Source organism: Variovorax robiniae (assembly GCF_037889955.1).
Lineage (GTDB): Bacteria > Pseudomonadota > Gammaproteobacteria > Burkholderiales > Burkholderiaceae_C > Variovorax > Variovorax robiniae.
This window is the reverse complement of record NZ_JBBKZS010000025.1, coordinates 25,837-43,654: the sequence shown is the minus strand read 5'-3', so window position 1 is coordinate 43,654 and position 17,818 is coordinate 25,837. Positions and strand designations below refer to the sequence as shown.

Sequence of the window (17,818 nt, the reverse complement as noted above, 5' to 3'; positions counted from 1 at the left end):
ATCCCAACATGAACGATCGAAGCGCAGCCGCGCCACTCAGCGACCTGGCGGACGAGCGATCACCCTACCTCGACGAATTCGGGGAACGCTTGCGCACACTGCGATCGCGTCGCGGCGTCACCCGCAAGGAACTCGCGCTCGCTTCGGCTATATCCGAGCGGTATCTCGCCAACCTCGAACTCGGTCGGGCGAACCCCTCGCTATTGATCCTCGATCAGGTCGCCCACGGGCTCGACTGTTCGATTGCAGAACTCGTCGGAGACGTCACAACCCTGACACCCGAGTGGCTGCTGTTGCGGGATCTTCTCGGCGGGCGCAGCGAGTCGGAGTTGCATGTCGCTCGTCTGGCCTTGACGCAGGCCTTGGGCGCTGCGACGGACGGCGCGAACAACCTCAACCGCGTTGCGTTGATCGGGCTGCGTGGTGCGGGCAAGTCAACACTCGGCCGCATGCTTGCCGCTGAACTCGGTGTGACGTTCATTGAACTCAGCACTGAAATCGAGCAACTCGCGGGCTACAGCATTCGTGAAATCCATGACCTGTACGGGCAGAACGCCTACCGCCGCTACGAGAGGCGCGCGCTCGAGCAAACCCTTCAGATTCATTCGGATTTCGTCATGGCCACGCCGGGCGGTATGGTGGCCGAACCCGCCACCTTCAGTGTGCTCCTGAGTCATTGCCGCACGGTGTGGCTCCGCGCAAAGCCCGAGGACCACATGAGCCGCGTCGCACGACAAGGCGATCTGCAACCTATGGCGGGAAACGAGGAGGCCATGGACGACTTGCGCAGAATCCTGACGGGACGCGAGGCCTTCTATGCGAAGGCCGATACGCAGATCGACACCAGTGCCCAGCCGCTGGAACAGACGCTCCAGCTCCTGCGTGATCTTGTTCAGGCAGGCCGATGAATACCAAACTCGTGCAAGTGGCGGTGCAAGGTCGCGCGCGAGATCCCAAGCGAGATTGCCGCCTCTGAAACATTCCAGTTGCACCGATTGAGCGCCTGCTCGATGGCGGCGCGCTTGCCGCCCGGCTGCGCACCCGGCGCGGGTGATCCCGGCTTTCTTCCCAAGGGCGGAGGAAGCTCGGTGATGTCGATCTTTCCATCCGTATCCATCGCGACGGCAAACCTGATGGCGTGATGAAGCTCGCGCAGATTGCCGGGCCAGTTGTGCGACATCAGGGCTTGCATGGCGTCTTCGTCGACGAGCGGAGCGGGCCTTCCGACCCGCTGTGCAGCGACCTTTACCGCGCGTTCGATCAATTGCCGGCGATCATCGCGATGGCGCAGCGCGGGCAGGCATACAGTCGCCCCCGCAAGCCTGAAGTAAAGGTCTTCCCTGAAGCGGCCCTCGCGAACCTGCTCGGCAACGTCATGCAGGCTGGCAGCAATCAGTGCGAAGCGCACCTGCACAGGCCGGGTCGCGCCGACCGGCGTGAATTCACCATCCGAGAGAACCTGCAAGAGCCTTGTTTGCAGCGCCACAGGCATGTCACCGATTTCGTCCAGGAAGAGGGTGCCTCCGTCGGCTTCCAGCAACCGGCCTCTTGAGCCCTGGCGTGCCGCGCCGGTAAAGGCGCCTGGTCGATAACCGAAGAGCTCGCTTTCGATCAGTTCCGCGGTGATTGCGGCACAGTTGATGGCGATGAATTTGTCGGGGGCGCCGCCGGCATCCATGTGCAGCGCCCTGGCAAGTGCACTCTTGCCGGTGCCCGTTTCACCTTGGAGGAACACGGGCACGCGATGAGCGATCAAGCGTCGCGCGACGCTCATGGCATCGCGCACCACCGGGTCGTTGCCCACGATCTCCTCTGCCGTGGGCTGTGTCGCGTCCAGTGGAACAGCCACACGTGCGGGCGTAGTCGCGCGTTGTTGGGACGAGCGCACTCTCGGCTGCTCGAAGCGGAAAAAGTGTTTGCTACCGTTCGGAAGATGGAACGCGACATCCCCGCAGTCTGGGGTCTTGGCCCATCGATCCAGACCTTGGATCTCCGAGAGCGACAAGCCGATCAGGCTCTCGCCGTTCGGTACGAGGATCCGTTGCGCCAGCGGCGTTGCATCGAGCACCCTCCCGCAAGGATCAACTGCAATGCGCGACTCTGCGGCCGCGTCGCAGAAATCTCCGTGGCGAGAGAGACGCAGAATGGTGTGGCCTGCATTGCGGCGATCGAAGAACTGGTTTTCGATCCGGCGGGCCGAAGCGGTGACAACTTGGCGGACCAAAGCTTGCGTTGCGCGATCCGATCCGCGCAAGGTGGTGACGTTCAGCACGCCGGCCAACTGGCCCGCTGCACCAAACACAGGGGCCACGGTACAGCTCACTCCGGCCAGGCTCGACGCAAAGTGGTCCTGCATCACCACGGACAAGGCGCGCCGCTCCTGGATGCAAAGTGCCACGCCGTTGGTGCCCTGCTTGTCTTCCGCCCAGATGGATCCCGGAAGCACCCCGACGTTGGTGCACGCGTCCAGCACTAGTTCGGTCGATCGAAAGCTGAGCGCGACTCCGTCGGGGTCGGCCAGCATCACGACGTAGTCCTGCTCGGCCAGCAATTCAAAGAGACGTTGAACCTCTCCTTGGGACAGCGCGAGCAGGTCTGCGATCGGCTCACGGTGATCCTGGAGTTCCACCGAAGTCAGCACACAAGGACGCGCCACCTGGTCCGGGGTCAGCTTGTGGACCGCAAGGCACCGCTCCTGCGAGGCAGCGACGCTAGTGCCATCCAGCAACGCGTCCTGGAGAAGAGCAGGTGCTGCGACGGGGCGTAGCACGCTCGGAGGAAAAACTTTGTCCACAGCGCGATGTCTCCTGCAAGGGGCCTGGGGCGGGCCCTTTTTATGGAAGGATTCTGCATCCTTCGCCCCATCGTCGTCACGCGGCCAAGAGTTCCTTGGCAGGCGTCGAGGTTGCCTTGCGCAATGTCGGCATCACCTCGTGCGCAAGGCGCTGCATGGTCTCCCATTCCCACGCACGATTGCGGCCCATCCCATCCATGGAAGCCATCATTAAGCCATGGAAGGGCCCCGTACGCTCACGGAAGCTCACCAGCTTGTCGGCCACGGTCTTGGGCGAGCCGTACACCACCATGCTGTCGATCAGTTGCTCCACCGTGACTGCGTCGTCGGGCTGCTTGGGATCGTCTTTCATGACGGCGGTGTAGTTGACCGACTTCAGCACGCGCCACAGGTAGTCAAAGTAGTAGTAGTTGCTGCCGGCCGGATCCATCACCCGGTCGCGGGCTTCGGCGTCGCTGTCCGCGATGATGATGTTTCGGGCGACGCGCCAGTCGTGGCCGGTCGGTTCGCGACCCGCCAGCTCGCAGCCCTCGACGTACTTCTTCCAGTGACTGGCGATGACGTACTCCGGACAGAAGTTCGCGCTCATCGCACCGAAGCCGCGTGCGGCAGCGGTCTTGACGCTGTCCGAGAACGGCGACATCGCCGTCATCGAGATTTCCGGATGTGGTTTCTGGAACGGCTTGGGCATGAAGCCGACGCCCAGTTCCGGAATGACCATGTCCTTCAGCGAGATCTTCCAGTGCTTGCCGTCGATGACGTACGGCGGATCTTGCGACCAGATCTTGAGGATCGTGTCGATCGACTCCATCATGCGTTCGGTGCGATATGCGCCGTCTAGGACTTCGAACAGTTCCATGTCGCTGGCCAGGCCGCCCGGGCCGATGCCGAACAGCAGCCGGCCCTGGCTCATGTGGTCGAACTGCGCAACCTCAGCGGCGACGACCGCAGGATGGTGGTTGGGAAGCGCAATGACGCCCGTGCCGAAGCGGATGCGCTTCGTCTGATGGATGAGGGATGCCAGAAAGATCAGCGGGGATGAGATCGGCTCCGTCGTGCAGGACATGTGTTCGCCCAGCCAGACTTCGTCGAAGCCGAGCTCATCCGCGTAGATGACCTTCTCGGTGTTTTCCTTGAAGGTTTCCGTATTGGACCGAGTGGGTGGATGCAGAGGCATGCCGAACAATCCGAGTTTCATGAAGTCTCCTTTAGCGGTTAAAAAAGCACGGCGGTTGCCGAGCGGGGAACGAAAACAATCAGGCGGCAAGCTTCTCTTGCAATGGCTTGCAGCGTTCCGATACACCGACACCTGACCCGTTGAACCAGACAAGGGGGTCAAGGTGTTCGTCAGCCAGATGTACGTCCGTGACGCGGCCAATGAACAGGGTGTGCGTTGCGTAGTCGATGCGCTGGTCGACTTCGCAGGTGACGGCAGCAGGCGCAGATGTCAGGAAGGGCAAGGTTTCGCTGCTGTCCTCCCAATCGCCAGTGACGAAGCGCTCCGCGCGCCGTGAGCTTTGGGCGAACGCGCCGAGCAGAGGGTGATGCGACCCAGCAAGGAGGTTGACACAGAAGCGGCCGTGTGTGCTCAGGGTCGAATGCAAGCCTGAGTTCCGGTTCACGGAAATCAGGATTGCCGGCGGGTCCATGGATACCGGGATCACTGCAGACGCCGCCATCCCGTGAGGCGAGCCATCCGCATCGCGCGTCGTGATCAGAGTGACCGAGGAGGCCACCCGGCGCATGGCATCCTTAAACGAGTTCGCGACGTCGGCGGCATGTTCTGCGTCGCTGCAAACTGACAGTGTGGTCATGGTGCAAGTCTCCTGGGGTTGGGTTGTCTGCTGTGCCTAATCCAGTGCAGATGGCATGCCCAGGAGCATTTCTTTTAAAATCAATGACTTAGCTGTGTCGTGAGCGGCGCGCGTGCGACACGTTGCGACACTTAGGGTGTCGCGTGCGACAGCGAAGGCTAGGCGTTAAAGGGAAAACGGTAGGTTGGCCGTGCTTCAACGCCTCGATGCCGCCACGCTTCCGGTGAGGCGTAGCGCCCAGACGATTCGCAATTGCCTTCCGCGCCGTTGGTCGACGTGGATTGCGCCAGATCTACCCGCAGGTGTAGCTGGCCGCAGCCTTGGCCGATCCAGCCCCGCTGTACGTGGCGCGCTGCGGATAGGCACATATGGGCAGCGAGACCGAACCATCGGACGAACTGAGATCGAGGCGGTTCGGCGCCGTGCCGTTCTCGACCCATTGGCGCAGCGCAGTGAACAGTTGATCAGAGCTGCTGCCGTTGATCGGCAAGGCCGGCAGCGGCACCTTCGTGGAGGCCGTGACGGTGCCCGTCGCAGCATCGATTGCGCTCACTTTGAATATCGTGTTGTGGCCCATCGCCGGAATGAGGAACAGGCGATCGAATTTTTGCACTTCCGCATCGCCACCCATGGTCGCCGCCACGCGCGAGTAGTAGTTGATCGAGCCACTGGGCGTGATCAGTTCGTCGGCCAAGCCGTGATAGGTCAGGATCTTGCCACCCTTGTTGCGAAAGGCGCTCAGGTCCGGATTGTCGGTGTTGATGTTGCTGAACGACGACTGCAAGGCCACTCCTTGCGCATTCACGTTTGTGAGATCGGCATAAGACAGGGTCTTCCATTTGTCTGCCGGCGCGCCGGTGGCGTTGGAAAAGGTCGCGGGCACGGTCTGCGCGTACAGCGGCGACCCCAAGATCAGGGCAAGGTCTTCGGTCGCGATCGGGAAGGGGGTGCTCCCGGCCAGGCTCGTCAGGCTGGTACCGCGCGTCAAGCCCCACCACAACTGCCCCAATGCTGGCGCGGTGCCGCTTGCGTTGTCGATGAGCGGATCGGGCGCGGTACCGTCACGGGTCTGGCCGTACCAGATCTTGTTGACCACTTGCGCTTCGGCCAAGCTCAGGCATCTGTTCGTGTCGCCGTTGGTTCCTGCCGCGCCGGTCAAGGTTGCAGAAGTCGTGCACAACGCAGCGGCATCCCTGGATGGATCGTAGCGGCACGACGCGGGGTTCAGGACGAACCCGAGAGATTGAGGATCGCATGCCTTCGTTGCCGACGCACTGATTGCGTCGAGCTTCGCAGCAGCGATAGGTCCTCCCAATTCCTTCAGCATCACCGTCTGTGGATAGATTTCACTCGTGATGAAGTTCGTCCAGTTGAAAGCCGGGGCGCCCGCGAGGATGCCGTCGTAGTCACCCGGGTATGTTTGTGCCGCTTTGAAGCCCTGGCGACCGCCGGTCGAGAAGCCGTCCCAGTACGCGAACTTGTGTGCCCTCCCGTAGTACAACTGGACCAAGGCCTTGGACTTCTCGGCCATTTCATGAATGGCACGCTGCGAAAAGTCCTGCCAGGAGACCTTGTTGATCGAGCCGTCGGCATTCATGAGAAACGATCCGTTGGAGCCGCCGGTATACGGTGCAGAGGTCTTGCCGTGATCTGACACGACGACTACGTAGCCATTGGCCACGGCAGCCAGGTGCAATGGCTGGAACGATGCGCCCTCATACCCGATGCGGGTGATGTCCGTGTGGCGTCCACCCGCAAACCCACCACTGCCGAAGGCTCGTATGCGATCGTTCCAGTTGCCCGGAGCTGGCAACCAGACCTCGATGCCGACACCCTTGGTAGTCGATGGCGCTCCGGCGGCACCTGGATTTCCCGGACCGATCACCAACTTGACCAGGCACATGTCGGTGGTCAGGACTGGAGCCGCGGGGCTCGACGGTGTTCCCGACAGGGCCAGCGAGTCTCCGGCCTTGAAAGACTTGACCAACAACACCGTGGTGTTGGTGTCTGGAGTGAATGAAGTTTTCAGGCCGTCATTGCAGACGGGTGCCACTTGGGGCAGAGCCGCAGTGGACACAAAGACGGGGGAATGGTCGCCGCCTCCGCAGGCCGACAGGACGAGCGCAGCGGCTCCGAACAGCCCGGCAATCCGGTGCGTGCGAAATTTCAAGGTCACGGTATCTCCTCGGTGAATGGAATGAGTACCGAGGTTAGGACTGGGCGCTTGAGCGGTCTTTCGAAAAACGGTTGTGCGTTGTCGAAGACCACCGGTGGGAGATCAGGACTTTCGCGCAGTCGCAGGCGTGACGCCGAAGGTTTCGCGGAAAGCCTGCGTGAAGTGCGATTGACCGGCGAAGCCGAGCGTGAGCGCGATCTCCGCGATTGACATGGCCGTGTCCTTCAGCAGTGTGCGAGAGCGATCCAGACGCCTCTCCCGCACGTAGCGATGCGGGGTGCACCCCATGCTCGCTTTGAAGCATTTCGCAAAATGATGCGGACTCAAGCCTGTTTCGCGTGCCAGCGCTTCAACACTCAGGTCCATCGCGAGATTGGCCTCGATGAGGTCAAGCACCCGCCGGCGGCTGTTGTCGCGGAGTTGCCCCGGGGGGGCGGCGGCGACTGGGGCGCCGTAATGCTCTCCAAGTCGGCCGATCAGCGCACTCGATAGACCCTGCGCATAGAGCGCACCGCCAGGCGCTCCCCGCAGAGCCTCATCTACCAGCTCCTGCACCAGCCACTGCAACTTGGGATCGAAGACTTCGTGCATCGTCTTCAAATCGAAGCCATGCAGTTCAGGCGCTAGGCGGTGTACCCGTTCGGGCGAGAGAAACACCCCGACTGTCATTCCCGATTCACCGTCCCAACGCGCGCCGCTCCGCTGGAAGTCGCGCCCATAGAGTTCGATCATGCCAGGCGCGGTGGCAAGCTCGACAGTGCGATGTTCGAACCGATACCATCGCCGACCGCGTCCGCGCGTAGCCATCAGCAACATCGGAGCGCTCACACACGCGGCGCCGCTCTCAAGCTTCGGCAGAATCGGATACGCCCCCACCGGCAGCCCGGCCCATTGAGCGGGCAACTCAATGAGCGGCGAACCGGAGGCGTTTCGTTGGGCGGCCTCAGCTGAGCAGATGGTGTATCGCTCGTGATCGGGGAAAGTCCACTCGGTCATGTTCGTCAGGACTGGGCATGGTCAGCAATGATGCGACTACAGGTGACAGAAGCCAAGTAGGTTTGATGATGGGAAATCGTTCGCGATGCTGACTTGGCGTCGCAGGCCTCTATCACGACGCGTCAGGCTGCGCCGCCGGTGCAGCGCGCTGGAAGGCGTCGAGCTTCCCGCACGATGCATCGATCGCAAGCAGGCGCGGCCACTGCGCCAAGTCCACCTTGAAGCGTCGCGCGCTTTCGATCTGGGGGATGAGATAGGCGTCGGCAAGCGTCGGTGCATTGCCGAAGGAGAAGCCTCGGTCCGAAACGCCGGCCGCCAGCAAGGCTTCGTACGCGCTGAATCCACTGCTGATCCATGTGCCGCACCATTCGTCGATCGCTGCCTGATCAGCCCCGAAGCGATGCTTCAGCGTCTCCAGGATGCGCCGGTTGTTGACCGGATGCACGTCACATCCAATTATTGCGGCGAGCGCGCGAACATGCGCGCGGTCAAGCGGATCTTGCGGCAGCAGTGGCGGCTGCGGATAGCGCTCTTCCAGCCATTCGATGATCGCGGGCGTCTGCGTCATCGTCATGCCATCGACATTCAGCGCCGGGACGAGTTGCTGGGGATTGATGGATCGATAAGCGTCGCCGAGGTGCTCTTCACGCCGCAGATCGACCGCGACTTGCTCATAGGTCAAGCCCTTGAGGTTGAGGGCGATGCGGAGCCTGTGGGAGGTTCCGCTGCGAAAAAACGAGTAGAGCTTCATGAGGTGAGGTCTGGGTAGGGTATGCAGGCGCTGCCCAGCGCGCTTGAAGGGGTCCCGCGCGAGCGCGACGGATCGACTCGCCGATGCGCGCAGCCGGGTTAAATGGAACAGCCGATCATTGCGCCGCGCGAAACATCGATCAATCGAATGTGCTGAATACAGCGCATAGATTTCAACAATGTGGCAGCGACTTTCGGCAGGTGCTTTGTCTTACGTGCACCTGTCCCGGATTCGCGGAGGCAAGATTGCGCCGATGGGGCGGCCGGTTATTGCTTGCCGGCCCCCTCGCCGTGCAACTGTGTGACTAGAGCCCGCAGCCAGACATTCGCAGGATCTTTGTTGTAGCGTTCATGCCAGAACAAGTTGATCGTGATCTCGGGGAGTTTCGCGGGGTGGTTGACGTACGACAGGCCAAAGGGTGTGACCAACGCCCGTGCAAGGCGCTCCGGTACGGTGGCGACCAAGTCGGAATCGTGCAGGATGTGCCCCACCGCGACATAGTGCGGCACCGTCAGGACGACTTTGCGGGCAACCTTCTGGCGTCGGAGCAATTCGTCGGCCTGCCCATGGCCGGTGCCTTCCGAGATCACCACGACATGCTCGGCCGCAGAGAAATCGGTCAGGGAAATCTTGCCTTTGTCGAGGGGGTGATCGATCCGGAACATGCAGACGTAGCGCTGCTTGAAGAGTCGGCGCTGGAAGTACCCGCCCTTCAATTGCGGGAGCAATCCCATCGCGAGGTTGACGTGGCCCGCCTCCATCTCGTCCTGCAGGTTGACTGACGTGTTGCGAACCGTGCTGAGCGAGACGCCCGGCGCGATCCGCGCAAGCTCCTTCATCAGCTTGGGCAGGAAGTAGATTTCGCCGATGTCTGTCATGCCCACGGTGAAGGCGCGCTTCGAGGTTGCCGGGTCGAAGGTTGAACGCTGGTTGATAGCTGCGTGGATGACCTGAAGGGCGCGGGCCGTTGGTTCGGCGAGCTGTTCCGCGAAGGGCGTCGGCTCCATGCCCTTGGGTGTTCGCAGGAACAGGGGATCGTCGGTGAGCTTGCGAAGCCGCGCCAGCGCATTGCTGACTCCAGGCTGTGAAAGCCCCAAGCTGGTCGCCACCTTCGAGACGCGCCGGTCGATCAGCAATTGCTGGAACACAACCAGCAGGTTGAGGTCGATTTCATTGAGTTCCATCGTGTCCTCGCATTCGCCAAATCAATTTTGTGTATTGCCCGCATTCTATTGAACGATGGTCCGGGAACGAGGATCATTCGCTCACCCCACAACGCCGGTCGTGAGACAACACGACACAGGAGACAAACATGGATGACGCAACAGCGGTCTTTCCCCAGCAGATCCACTGGGCAGACCAGGGTACGAGCCGCATACCTTTCATGGCCTACACCGAGGCCGATCAACATCGACGCGAACTCGAGCGTCTGTTCTACAAGAGCCACTGGTGCTACGTCGGCCTGGAAGCCGAGGTCCCCGAAGCCGGCGACTTCAAGCGCACGGTTGTCGGTGAGCGATCGGTGATCATGATCCGCGACGCCGAGGGCGGGATCAATGTGGTCGAGAACGTGTGCGCCCACCGTGGCATGCAGTTCTGCCGCGAGCGCCATGGCAACAGGAAGGCGGAAGGATTCACCTGTCCCTACCACCAGTGGAATTATTCGCTCAACGGCGACCTTCAGGGCGTACCCTTCCGCCGTGGCGTCAAGCAGGACGGCAAGATCAACGGCGGCATGCCGGCCGATTTCAAGCCCGCCGATCACGGCCTCAACAAGCTCAGGGTTGCAGTGCGCGGAGGCGTGGTCTTCGCGTCCTTCGATCCCGACATCGAATCGCTCGAAGACTTCATGGGCCCGACGATCCTCGGCTACTTCGATCGTCTTTTCAACGGCCGCAAGCTGAAGATCCTCGGCTACAACCGCCAGCGCATTCCAGGCAACTGGAAGCTGATGCAGGAGAACATCAAGGACCCGTACCATCCTGGCTTGCTGCATACCTGGTTCGTGACTTTCGGCCTCTGGCGCGCGGACAACAAGTCGCAGCTGAAAATGGACGATCACCACCGCCACGCCGCGATGATCTCGACGCGCGGCACCAGCGGTAAGGCCGATCAGGTCACGCAGGTGTCGAGCTTCAAGGAGAGCATGCAGCTTAACGACGACCGCTTCCTGGACATCGTGCCCGAGCCCTGGTGGGGCGGGCCGACGGCGGTGATGATGACGCTGTTCCCGAGCGTGATCTTCCAGCAGCAAGTCAATAGTGTCTCGACAAGGCACATCCAGCCCAGCGGCCCCGGCGCCTTCGATTTCGTGTGGACGCATTTCGGCTTCGAAGACGATGACGAAGCCATGACGCAGCGGCGTCTGCGCCAAGCCAACCTCTTCGGCCCCGCCGGCTTCGTGTCGGCAGACGACGGTGAAGTGATCGAGCTTTCCCAAAAGGGGTTCGAGCAGAAGCCCTTCCATCGCACGCTCGCCGAACTCGGCGGCCGCGAGGTCGGGGACACAGACCACATGGTGACCGAGACTTTGATACGCGGTATGTACGAATACTGGCGCAAGGTCATGGAGGCTTGAGATCATGAACTTCCAGGACCACTTCGAACTGAACCAGCTCTACGCAAACTACGCCAGCACCCTCAGCGCGGGCGACTGGGATGCTTGGCCGGAGTTCTTCACTGACGAATGCAGCTATCGCCTGCAACCGCGCGAAAACTACGAGCGCGGCTTTCCGCTGGCCACGCTCTCGTTTGAGAGCAAGGGCATGCTCAAGGACCGCGTCTACGGCATTCGCGAAACCCTGTTCCACGACCCGTACTACCAGCGCCACGTTGTGGGCGCGCCGGTCGTCAAGAAGGCCGAGGCCGATCGCTTCGAATGCGAAGCCAACTACGCGGTGTTTCGCACCAAGCTCTCGGAGCTGTCGTCGGTGTTCAACGTCGGCCGCTATATCGATGTCGTTGTGCGTACCGAAGCGGGGCTTAAGTTCTCTTCGCGTCAGGTCATCTATGACAGCGAAATGATCCCCAACTCCATCATCTATCCGATCTGAGGCACGCCATGACCGTACTGAACTGGACCGACGCAGCAACCGTCGAAGACGTGCCTGCCGATGATGTCATCGGCATGATCGTGGCTGGCAAGGATCTCGCCTTGTACAGCGTCGAAGGCGAGATCTTCGCCACCGACAACATCTGCACGCACGGCCATGCCCGCCTGTGCGAAGGCTTTCTCGAAGGCCATGAAATCGAATGCCCGCTGCACCAGGGCAAGTTCGATGTCCGCAACGGCAAGCCCACCTGCGCGCCGGTGACCGAAGCGATCCGCTCCTATCCCGTGAAGATCGAAGGCGGCCGCGTCTGGCTCGCCCTCGACTGACGCACCGCTCCCAAGGAGAACCCCATGACTGCAGAGCGACCGGAGGTCGCGGCCGCCGCATGCGCGGACGCCAGCGTGATCCAGAACATCGTGATCATCGGCGCAGGCCAGGCCGGCGGCTGGGCCGCCCAGACCCTGCGCGCCGAAGGCTTCACGGGCCGGCTGGTGCTGATCGGTGACGAAGCGCATCCGCCACACGAACGACCACCGCTGTCCAAAGCCGTCTTGTCGGGCGCGGCACTCCCCGAAACCACCCGTTTGATGAAGGCCGAAGCCTTCGAGGCGCTGGGGCTGAACTGGCGGCCAAGCGCCCGCGTGCTTCGGATCGATCGCGCGGCCAAGCAGGTCTTGCTGGCCGATGGCGAGGCCGTCCCCTATGACAAGCTGATCCTGTGCACCGGAGGCCGTGCCCGCCAGCTCACGCTGCCTGGCGTCGACCAGGTGCCGTTGCACACCCTGCGCACCATCGAGGATGCGCAGGCGCTCGCACCGGCGCTGGGCGCTGGGCGCAGCGTGGTGGTGGTGGGCGGCGGCTGGATTGGCCTGGAGGTAGCCGCCACGGCGCGCCAGCAGGGCGCCGAGGTGGTCGTGGTCGAGACCCAGAGCCGGCTGTGCGAACGAACCGTGCCGGCCGAGATTTCCGAACACCTGCTGGCGTTGCACCGTGCACAAGGTACACGCGTGCTGCTGGGTGCGGGTGTCAGCGGCTTTGCGCGGGCCGCTGACGGCCGCTCCGAAGTTCTGCTCGCCGACGGCAGCGCGTTGCGTTGCGACACGATCGTGCTGGGCATCGGCCTGGTACCCAACGACGAACTGGCGCGCGAGGCTGGCCTGGAATGCGATGGCGGCGTGCTCGTCGATGCCCGTTGCCACACCTCCGACCCCGACATTCTGGCCGCGGGCGACGTCGCCGTGGCACCCAACACCTGGGCCGGGCGCCGGCTGCGGCTGGAGTCGTGGCAGAACGCGCAGGAGCAGGGCATTGCCGCCGCGCGCTCGGCCCTCGGCCATACCGTGGACTACCAGCCGCTGCCCTGGTTCTGGTCCGACCAGTACGGCATGAACCTGCAGATCTACGGCATGCCGGCCGCCGCGCACCGCGTGGTGCGGCGTTGCGACGAGGCAAGCGGCAATTTCGTGCTGTTCTACCTGGCGGGTGACGTGGTGCAGGCTGCCATCGGGCACAACGCAGCGCGCGACCTGCGCTTTGCGCGACGCCTGATCGAGCAGCGCAAACCCGTGGATGACGAGCGCCTGGCCGATCTGGCCACACCGATGTCGAAGCAGTGACCAGACCCTGACGACAGTCCCCTTTGAAGAATCCCAACGAGACAAACACCATGCGCCAAATCGATGTTCATCAACTCGCGGACGATGCCCGCTTCAACCGCTTCCACGGCCTCGTGCTGTTCTGGTGCGCCCTGATCATCATCTTCGATGGCTACGACCTCGCGGTCGTGGGGATCGCGTTGCCCTCCATCATGAAAGACCTCGGCGTGGACCCCACGCAGGCGGGGTTCATGGTCAGCTCGGCCCTGTTCGGAATGGCCTTCGGTGCCATCTTCCTTGGCACCTTGGCTGATCGCATCGGTCGGCGCTGGTCCATCGTCGTGTGCATCACCCTGTTCAGCGTGTTCACGGCGGCTGCCGGGCTCACACGGAATCCCCTGCTATTTGCCGCCTCGCGCTTTCTGGCCGGCTTGGGCATCGGCGGGGTCATGCCCAACGTGGTTGCCCACATGACCGAGTACGCGCCCAAGAAGGTGCGCGCCACGCTGGTCACGTTGATGTTCAGCGGCTACGCGGTGGGCGGCATCCTGGCGGCGTTGCTGGGCAAGGGTTTGATCGAGAGCTACGGCTGGCAGTCGGTGTTCTTCGCTGCTGCCGCGCCGATGCTGCTGATCCCCTTCATCCTGAAGTCGCTGCCTGAGTCCATGCCGTTCCTGCTCGCCAAGGGCCGCCACGAGGAACTCAAGCGCATTGCTGCGCGTGTCGAGCCGAGCTACACGCCGCAGGCCACTGACCAGCTCACCGTGCCGGCGAGGGACAAGGCACAGGGCGCCCCCACGCGGCAACTGTTCTCCGAAGGTCGCGGCTTCAGCACCATCATGTTCTGGACCGCGTTCTTCATGTGCCTTTTCATGGTCTACGCACTCAGTTCCTGGCTGACCAAACTGATGGCCGGTGCGGGCTACAGCCTGGGCTCGGCATTGACATTCGTTCTGGTGCTCAACGCTGGGGCAATCGTTGGCGCGGTCGGCGGCGGCTGGCTGGCCGACCGGTTCCACATCAAGACCGTGCTGGCCTCCATGTACGCACTGGCTGCCGTGTCGATCAGCCTGCTGGGCTTTGCCATGCCGCAGGAACTCCTGTTCATCGTGGTGGCGCTGGCAGGGGCCTCGACCATCGGCACGCAGATCGTGGCAAACGCATACACCGGTCAGTTCTATCCGATGGCGATCCGTTCCACCGGCCTGGGTTTCGCGTTGGGCATCGGTCGCGGCGGCGCGATCCTGGCGCCCATCGTGATCGGCGTGCTGGTCAGCCTGAAGCTTCCACTGCAGCAGAACTTCTTCGCCATTGCGATACCGGGCGCCATTGGCATGCTCGCCGTCATGCTGATCGATCACCGCAAGTCTGCATCGGTGCAGCACGCGGCGCGGCTGGCCAGGGCCTCGGAAGTGACTGCGTCGGCTTCGCGCAAGGCACACACCCAAGCCTGATCCCCAACTCATATCAACCACAAAAGACACCCCATGACCAATACCACGTATCTCTGGAATCCTCCTGCCGTCAAATCGCTGCCCGTGCGCGGCAAGACTGAGCGACTGCCCATCAACCGCCTGTTCTTCGTCGGGCGCAATTACCACGCGCATGCAGTCGAGATGGGCAAGCCCGTCGACAAGAGCGTCGAGCGGCCGTTCTACTTCACCAAGGCCCCGCAGACGCTGGTCGAGTCGGGCGCGACTGTGGCCTATCCGCCGGAGACGAAGAACTATCACCACGAGATGGAACTGGTGCTGGTCATCGGCGCGCCGGGCTTCCGCGTGTCGCAGGAAGACGCGCACAAGCTGGTCTACGGCTATGCCTGCGGCCTGGACATGACACGTCGTGACCTGCAACTCGTGGCGCGCGACAAGGGGCGCCCCTGGGACCTGGGCAAGGACGTCGAAGAGTCCTCGGTCGTCTCCGAGGTGGTGCCCATGGAAGGGACGGTGCTCGAGCAGGGCGCACTCGAGATGACGGTGAACGGCCAGCCCCGCCAGAAGTCCGACCTCGACAAGCTCATCTGGAACATCCGCGAGATCATTGCGGATCTCTCGCTTTTCTATCATTTGCAGCCGGGCGACCTGATCTTTACCGGCACACCGGAAGGCGTCGGTCCACTGCAACCGGGTGACAGCATCGAGGGCAGCGTCGCGGGCGTGGGCGAGATCACGCTCAGCATCGGCCCGGCCGAATAAGCGCAAGGAGCACAACCATGACCGTCGAAGCCATGCCGTCCCCCGTGCGCCTGAAGGCGGTTGCCGCCAAAGGCCAGCCCGATCCCAGTCCCGCACTGGAACAGCTCTACCGTGGTTTCGAGAGCGAGTTGCTCGTCCCGCTCTGGACCGAGATCGGCGATCTGATGCCACAGAGCCCGCGCAGCAAGGCCATGCCGCACCTGTGGCGGTGGGACCGGCTCGTGGAACTGGCCAGCGAAGCGGGCCGCATCGTGCCCGTGGGCCGCGGCGGTGAGCGGCGCGCCATTGCTCTGGCCAATCCGGGCTTGGGCGGACGGCCGTTCGCGACGCCCACGCTGTGGGCGGCCATCCAGTACCTCATGCCGGGCGAGAACGCGCCGGAGCACCGGCACACGCAGCATGCGTTCCGCTTCGTGGTGGAGGGGGAGGGCGTGTGGACCGTCGTCAACGGTGATCCGGTGCGGATGTCCCGGGGCGACTTCCTGCCGCAAGCCGGCTGGAACTGGCATGCCCATCACAACGCGGCCAGTGCGCCTATGGCGTGGATCGATGGGTTGGACATTCCGTTTTCGTATTACACGGAATCGCAGTTCTTCGAGTTCGGGCGCGAGCGCGTCGGCACGGTCGAGATGACCACGCCGGAGTTCTCCCGCTCCGAGCGCTTGTGGGGGCACCCAGGCTTGCGTCCGCTGTCGCAACCCGACGCGCCGTCGGCCACGCCATTGCTGGCTTATCGCTGGGTCGACACCGACCGTGCGCTGGCCGACCAGTTGGCGCTGGAAGAGGAGGGCCATGCGGCGACGCTGAGTCCGGGACATGCGGCCGTGCGATTCACGAACCCCAGCAACGGGCGCGATGTGCTGCCGACCATGCGCACCGAGATGCACCGTGTCAGGAAAGGCGCCTCCACGCTGACTCACCGAGAAGTCGGGTCCTCGGTCTATCAGGTCTTCGAAGGGACCGGCAGCGTCACCGTGGGCGACAAGCAGTGGAGCGTCCGGCGCGGCGACATGTTCGTGGTTCCCTCGTGGGCGCCTTTCACGGCGCGCTGCGATGCAGCAAGCGAATCGACGCTCGATCTGTTCCGGTTCAGCGACTCGCCCATCTTTGAGGCGCTGCACGGACATCGTTCGCAGGTGGGCGACCCGGCGTAGACGGTTTGCGCACATGACAGCACCCGGGCCATCGTTGTTCTTCAATACCAGGAGCGAGCGCATCGCCCTGGCGCGCCAGCGCTATTTCGAAGAGGGGGAATTGCCCTCAGGCATCGTGAGCGCGGCCGTCTACGAGTCGTGGGCGCGCTGCCAGCGTTTCCACGCGAACCCGGCAGAAAAAGTTGAATTCGAGCCGGTATCGACCAGCCGGACCCATCTCGCACTGCAGAAGCATCGCGACCTGATGACTGCATGGCTGGACGAGCTCCCGCAATTGCAAGCCGTGCTGGGAACCACATCGTGTGCCGCGATGCTCACGGATCCAACCGGCGTCCTGATAGGGGCCACTTGTGTAGGGCGGGCCCATGAGATGCTGATGCCCATCGCGACCCGCACGGGTGTCAATCTCTGCGAGGAAGCGGTGGGAACTACTGCGCCAGGCGTGGCGGCGCGCACTGGCCAAGCGGTGTCTGTCTTCGCCGGCGAGCACTTCTTCGACTCGGTCAAGGAAATGCACTGCGCAGCGGCTCCAGTTCGCGACACGCAAGGCAGGGTTGCGGGCGTACTGGACATCTCAAGCGAGGCGATTCCTTTTCGCTTCGAAGCCTCCATCGTGGTTGGTCTGTACGCGGCCGGCATCGAGAACCGCTTGCTGATCTCGCAGTCCGCCAACCATCTCGTCGTTCGCTTTCAGGTCGATGCGAAGCTGCTCGATTCACACTTTGCAGCGCTTGTCGGCATCGACCAGAAAGGCGAGCTTGCGTGGATGAATGGCACTGCGGCCCGGCTCCTGGGGCTGCCTTCGACACCGGGTGCACACGATGAGCGCATATCGGCCGAGGCCGCGATGGGCGCGAGCTTTTCGCAGCTTGCTTCACTGCCCGAAACGGATTCCGCTTTCCTGCTACTCTCGAACGGACTCATGGTGTGGGCACGTGCCGAGATGAGGGCCGTCGATGGACACCGGAACCTTGTGCAGGGCTGGCAAGACGCGGCGCTGACGGTCGCGCAACGCGAGGTCGAAGCGCTTCCACTAGCGAAGGCAGATGATGCGGCGAGCGAGCGGTTGTCCGGAGATACAGCCGTGGGAATTGCCCGGCCGAAGCCCCGGCGCAAATCGCGTCAGCCAGGCGACGAGAGTCCGGACTTGGATCTGCGTGATTGCAGCCAGCATCTCATCGAGCAAGCACTAGACCGGTATGGCGGAAACGTCGCCAAGGCAGCCAGAAAGCTGGGCGTCTCGCGAGGTTTGATCTATCGCCGAATCGGCCGTCGCAAGTAGCCTCCGTT

General features: G+C 62.8%; 16 protein-coding genes. 9 read left to right on the top strand and 7 right to left on the bottom strand.

Annotation, left to right across the window (positions count from 1 at the left end; genetic code table 11):
- Window positions 1-8 precede the first annotated feature (8 nt).
- The gene (locus tag WKW79_RS32015) at window positions 9-908 is read left to right on the top strand and encodes a helix-turn-helix transcriptional regulator (protein WP_340339273.1); all 900 of its coding nucleotides are present in this window, start codon (window positions 9-11) and stop codon (window positions 906-908) included.
- On the opposite strand, the gene WKW79_RS32010 is transcribed toward WKW79_RS32015, so the two are convergent.
- The 7 genes from WKW79_RS32010 to WKW79_RS31980 form a co-directional block, all read right to left on the bottom strand.
- Window positions 893-2,794 carry a sigma-54-dependent Fis family transcriptional regulator gene (locus tag WKW79_RS32010; RefSeq protein WP_340339272.1) on the bottom strand — a complete coding sequence of 634 codons (1,902 nt, stop codon included), beginning with the start codon at window positions 2,792-2,794 and terminating at the stop codon, window positions 893-895. The genes WKW79_RS32015 and WKW79_RS32010 overlap by 16 nt on opposite strands.
- A 76-nt stretch (window positions 2,795-2,870) precedes the next feature.
- A complete protein-coding gene (locus WKW79_RS32005) occupies window positions 2,871-3,992 on the bottom strand; it encodes an LLM class flavin-dependent oxidoreductase (protein ID WP_340339271.1) in 1,122 nt (373 codons plus the stop codon).
- A gap of 58 nt (window positions 3,993-4,050) precedes the next feature.
- A complete protein-coding gene (locus tag WKW79_RS32000) occupies window positions 4,051-4,608 on the bottom strand; it encodes a flavin reductase family protein (RefSeq protein WP_340339270.1) in 558 nt (185 codons plus the stop codon).
- A 292-nt stretch (window positions 4,609-4,900) separates the two neighbouring features.
- Window positions 4,901-6,784 carry a tannase/feruloyl esterase family alpha/beta hydrolase gene (locus tag WKW79_RS31995; RefSeq protein WP_340339269.1) on the bottom strand — a complete coding sequence of 628 codons (1,884 nt, stop codon included), beginning with the start codon at window positions 6,782-6,784 and terminating at the stop codon, window positions 4,901-4,903.
- A gap of 102 nt (window positions 6,785-6,886) precedes the next feature.
- Window positions 6,887-7,780, bottom strand: coding sequence for a helix-turn-helix transcriptional regulator (locus WKW79_RS31990; RefSeq protein WP_340339268.1), 894 nt, complete (start codon window positions 7,778-7,780; stop codon window positions 6,887-6,889).
- A gap of 112 nt (window positions 7,781-7,892) precedes the next feature.
- Window positions 7,893-8,531, bottom strand: coding sequence for a maleylacetoacetate isomerase (maiA, locus tag WKW79_RS31985; protein WP_340339267.1), 639 nt, complete (start codon window positions 8,529-8,531; stop codon window positions 7,893-7,895).
- A 266-nt stretch (window positions 8,532-8,797) separates the two neighbouring features.
- Window positions 8,798-9,715: a LysR family transcriptional regulator gene (locus WKW79_RS31980; protein WP_340339266.1), complete on the bottom strand. Its 918-nt coding sequence runs from the start codon at window positions 9,713-9,715 to the stop codon at window positions 8,798-8,800.
- A gap of 128 nt (window positions 9,716-9,843) precedes the next feature.
- Here WKW79_RS31980 and WKW79_RS31975 point away from each other — a divergent pair, with 128 nt between their 5' ends.
- Genes WKW79_RS31975 through WKW79_RS31940 form a run of 8 tightly spaced genes read left to right on the top strand, consistent with a single transcriptional unit; the run spans window position 9,844 to window position 17,810 of the window.
- Complete coding sequence (locus WKW79_RS31975) at window positions 9,844-11,109, top strand: aromatic ring-hydroxylating dioxygenase subunit alpha (protein ID WP_340339265.1); 1,266 nt, start codon at window positions 9,844-9,846, stop codon at window positions 11,107-11,109.
- Window positions 11,110-11,113: 4 nt separating this feature from the next.
- Entirely contained in the window at window positions 11,114-11,584 is a 471-nt protein-coding gene (locus WKW79_RS31970; protein ID WP_340339264.1) for an aromatic-ring-hydroxylating dioxygenase subunit beta, read from the top strand.
- Window positions 11,585-11,592: 8 nt separating this feature from the next.
- Window positions 11,593-11,910, top strand: coding sequence for a non-heme iron oxygenase ferredoxin subunit (locus tag WKW79_RS31965; protein WP_340339263.1), 318 nt, complete (start codon window positions 11,593-11,595; stop codon window positions 11,908-11,910).
- A 24-nt stretch (window positions 11,911-11,934) separates the two neighbouring features.
- A complete protein-coding gene (locus WKW79_RS31960) occupies window positions 11,935-13,200 on the top strand; it encodes an NAD(P)/FAD-dependent oxidoreductase (protein ID WP_340339262.1) in 1,266 nt (421 codons plus the stop codon).
- 50 nt (window positions 13,201-13,250) lie between these two features.
- Window positions 13,251-14,633 carry an MFS transporter gene (locus tag WKW79_RS31955; RefSeq protein WP_340339261.1) on the top strand — a complete coding sequence of 461 codons (1,383 nt, stop codon included), beginning with the start codon at window positions 13,251-13,253 and terminating at the stop codon, window positions 14,631-14,633.
- A gap of 33 nt (window positions 14,634-14,666) precedes the next feature.
- Window positions 14,667-15,374: a fumarylacetoacetate hydrolase family protein gene (locus WKW79_RS31950; protein ID WP_340339260.1), complete on the top strand. Its 708-nt coding sequence runs from the start codon at window positions 14,667-14,669 to the stop codon at window positions 15,372-15,374.
- A 17-nt stretch (window positions 15,375-15,391) separates the two neighbouring features.
- Window positions 15,392-16,528 (top strand): cupin domain-containing protein, encoded by a 1,137-nt coding sequence (locus WKW79_RS31945; RefSeq protein ID WP_340339259.1) that lies wholly within the window; start codon window positions 15,392-15,394, stop codon window positions 16,526-16,528.
- Between the two features lie 13 nt (window positions 16,529-16,541).
- Window positions 16,542-17,810, top strand: a complete 1,269-nt coding sequence (locus tag WKW79_RS31940) for a helix-turn-helix domain-containing protein (RefSeq protein WP_340339258.1) — start codon at window positions 16,542-16,544, stop codon at window positions 17,808-17,810.
- The last annotated feature ends 8 nt before the right edge of the window (window positions 17,811-17,818 follow it).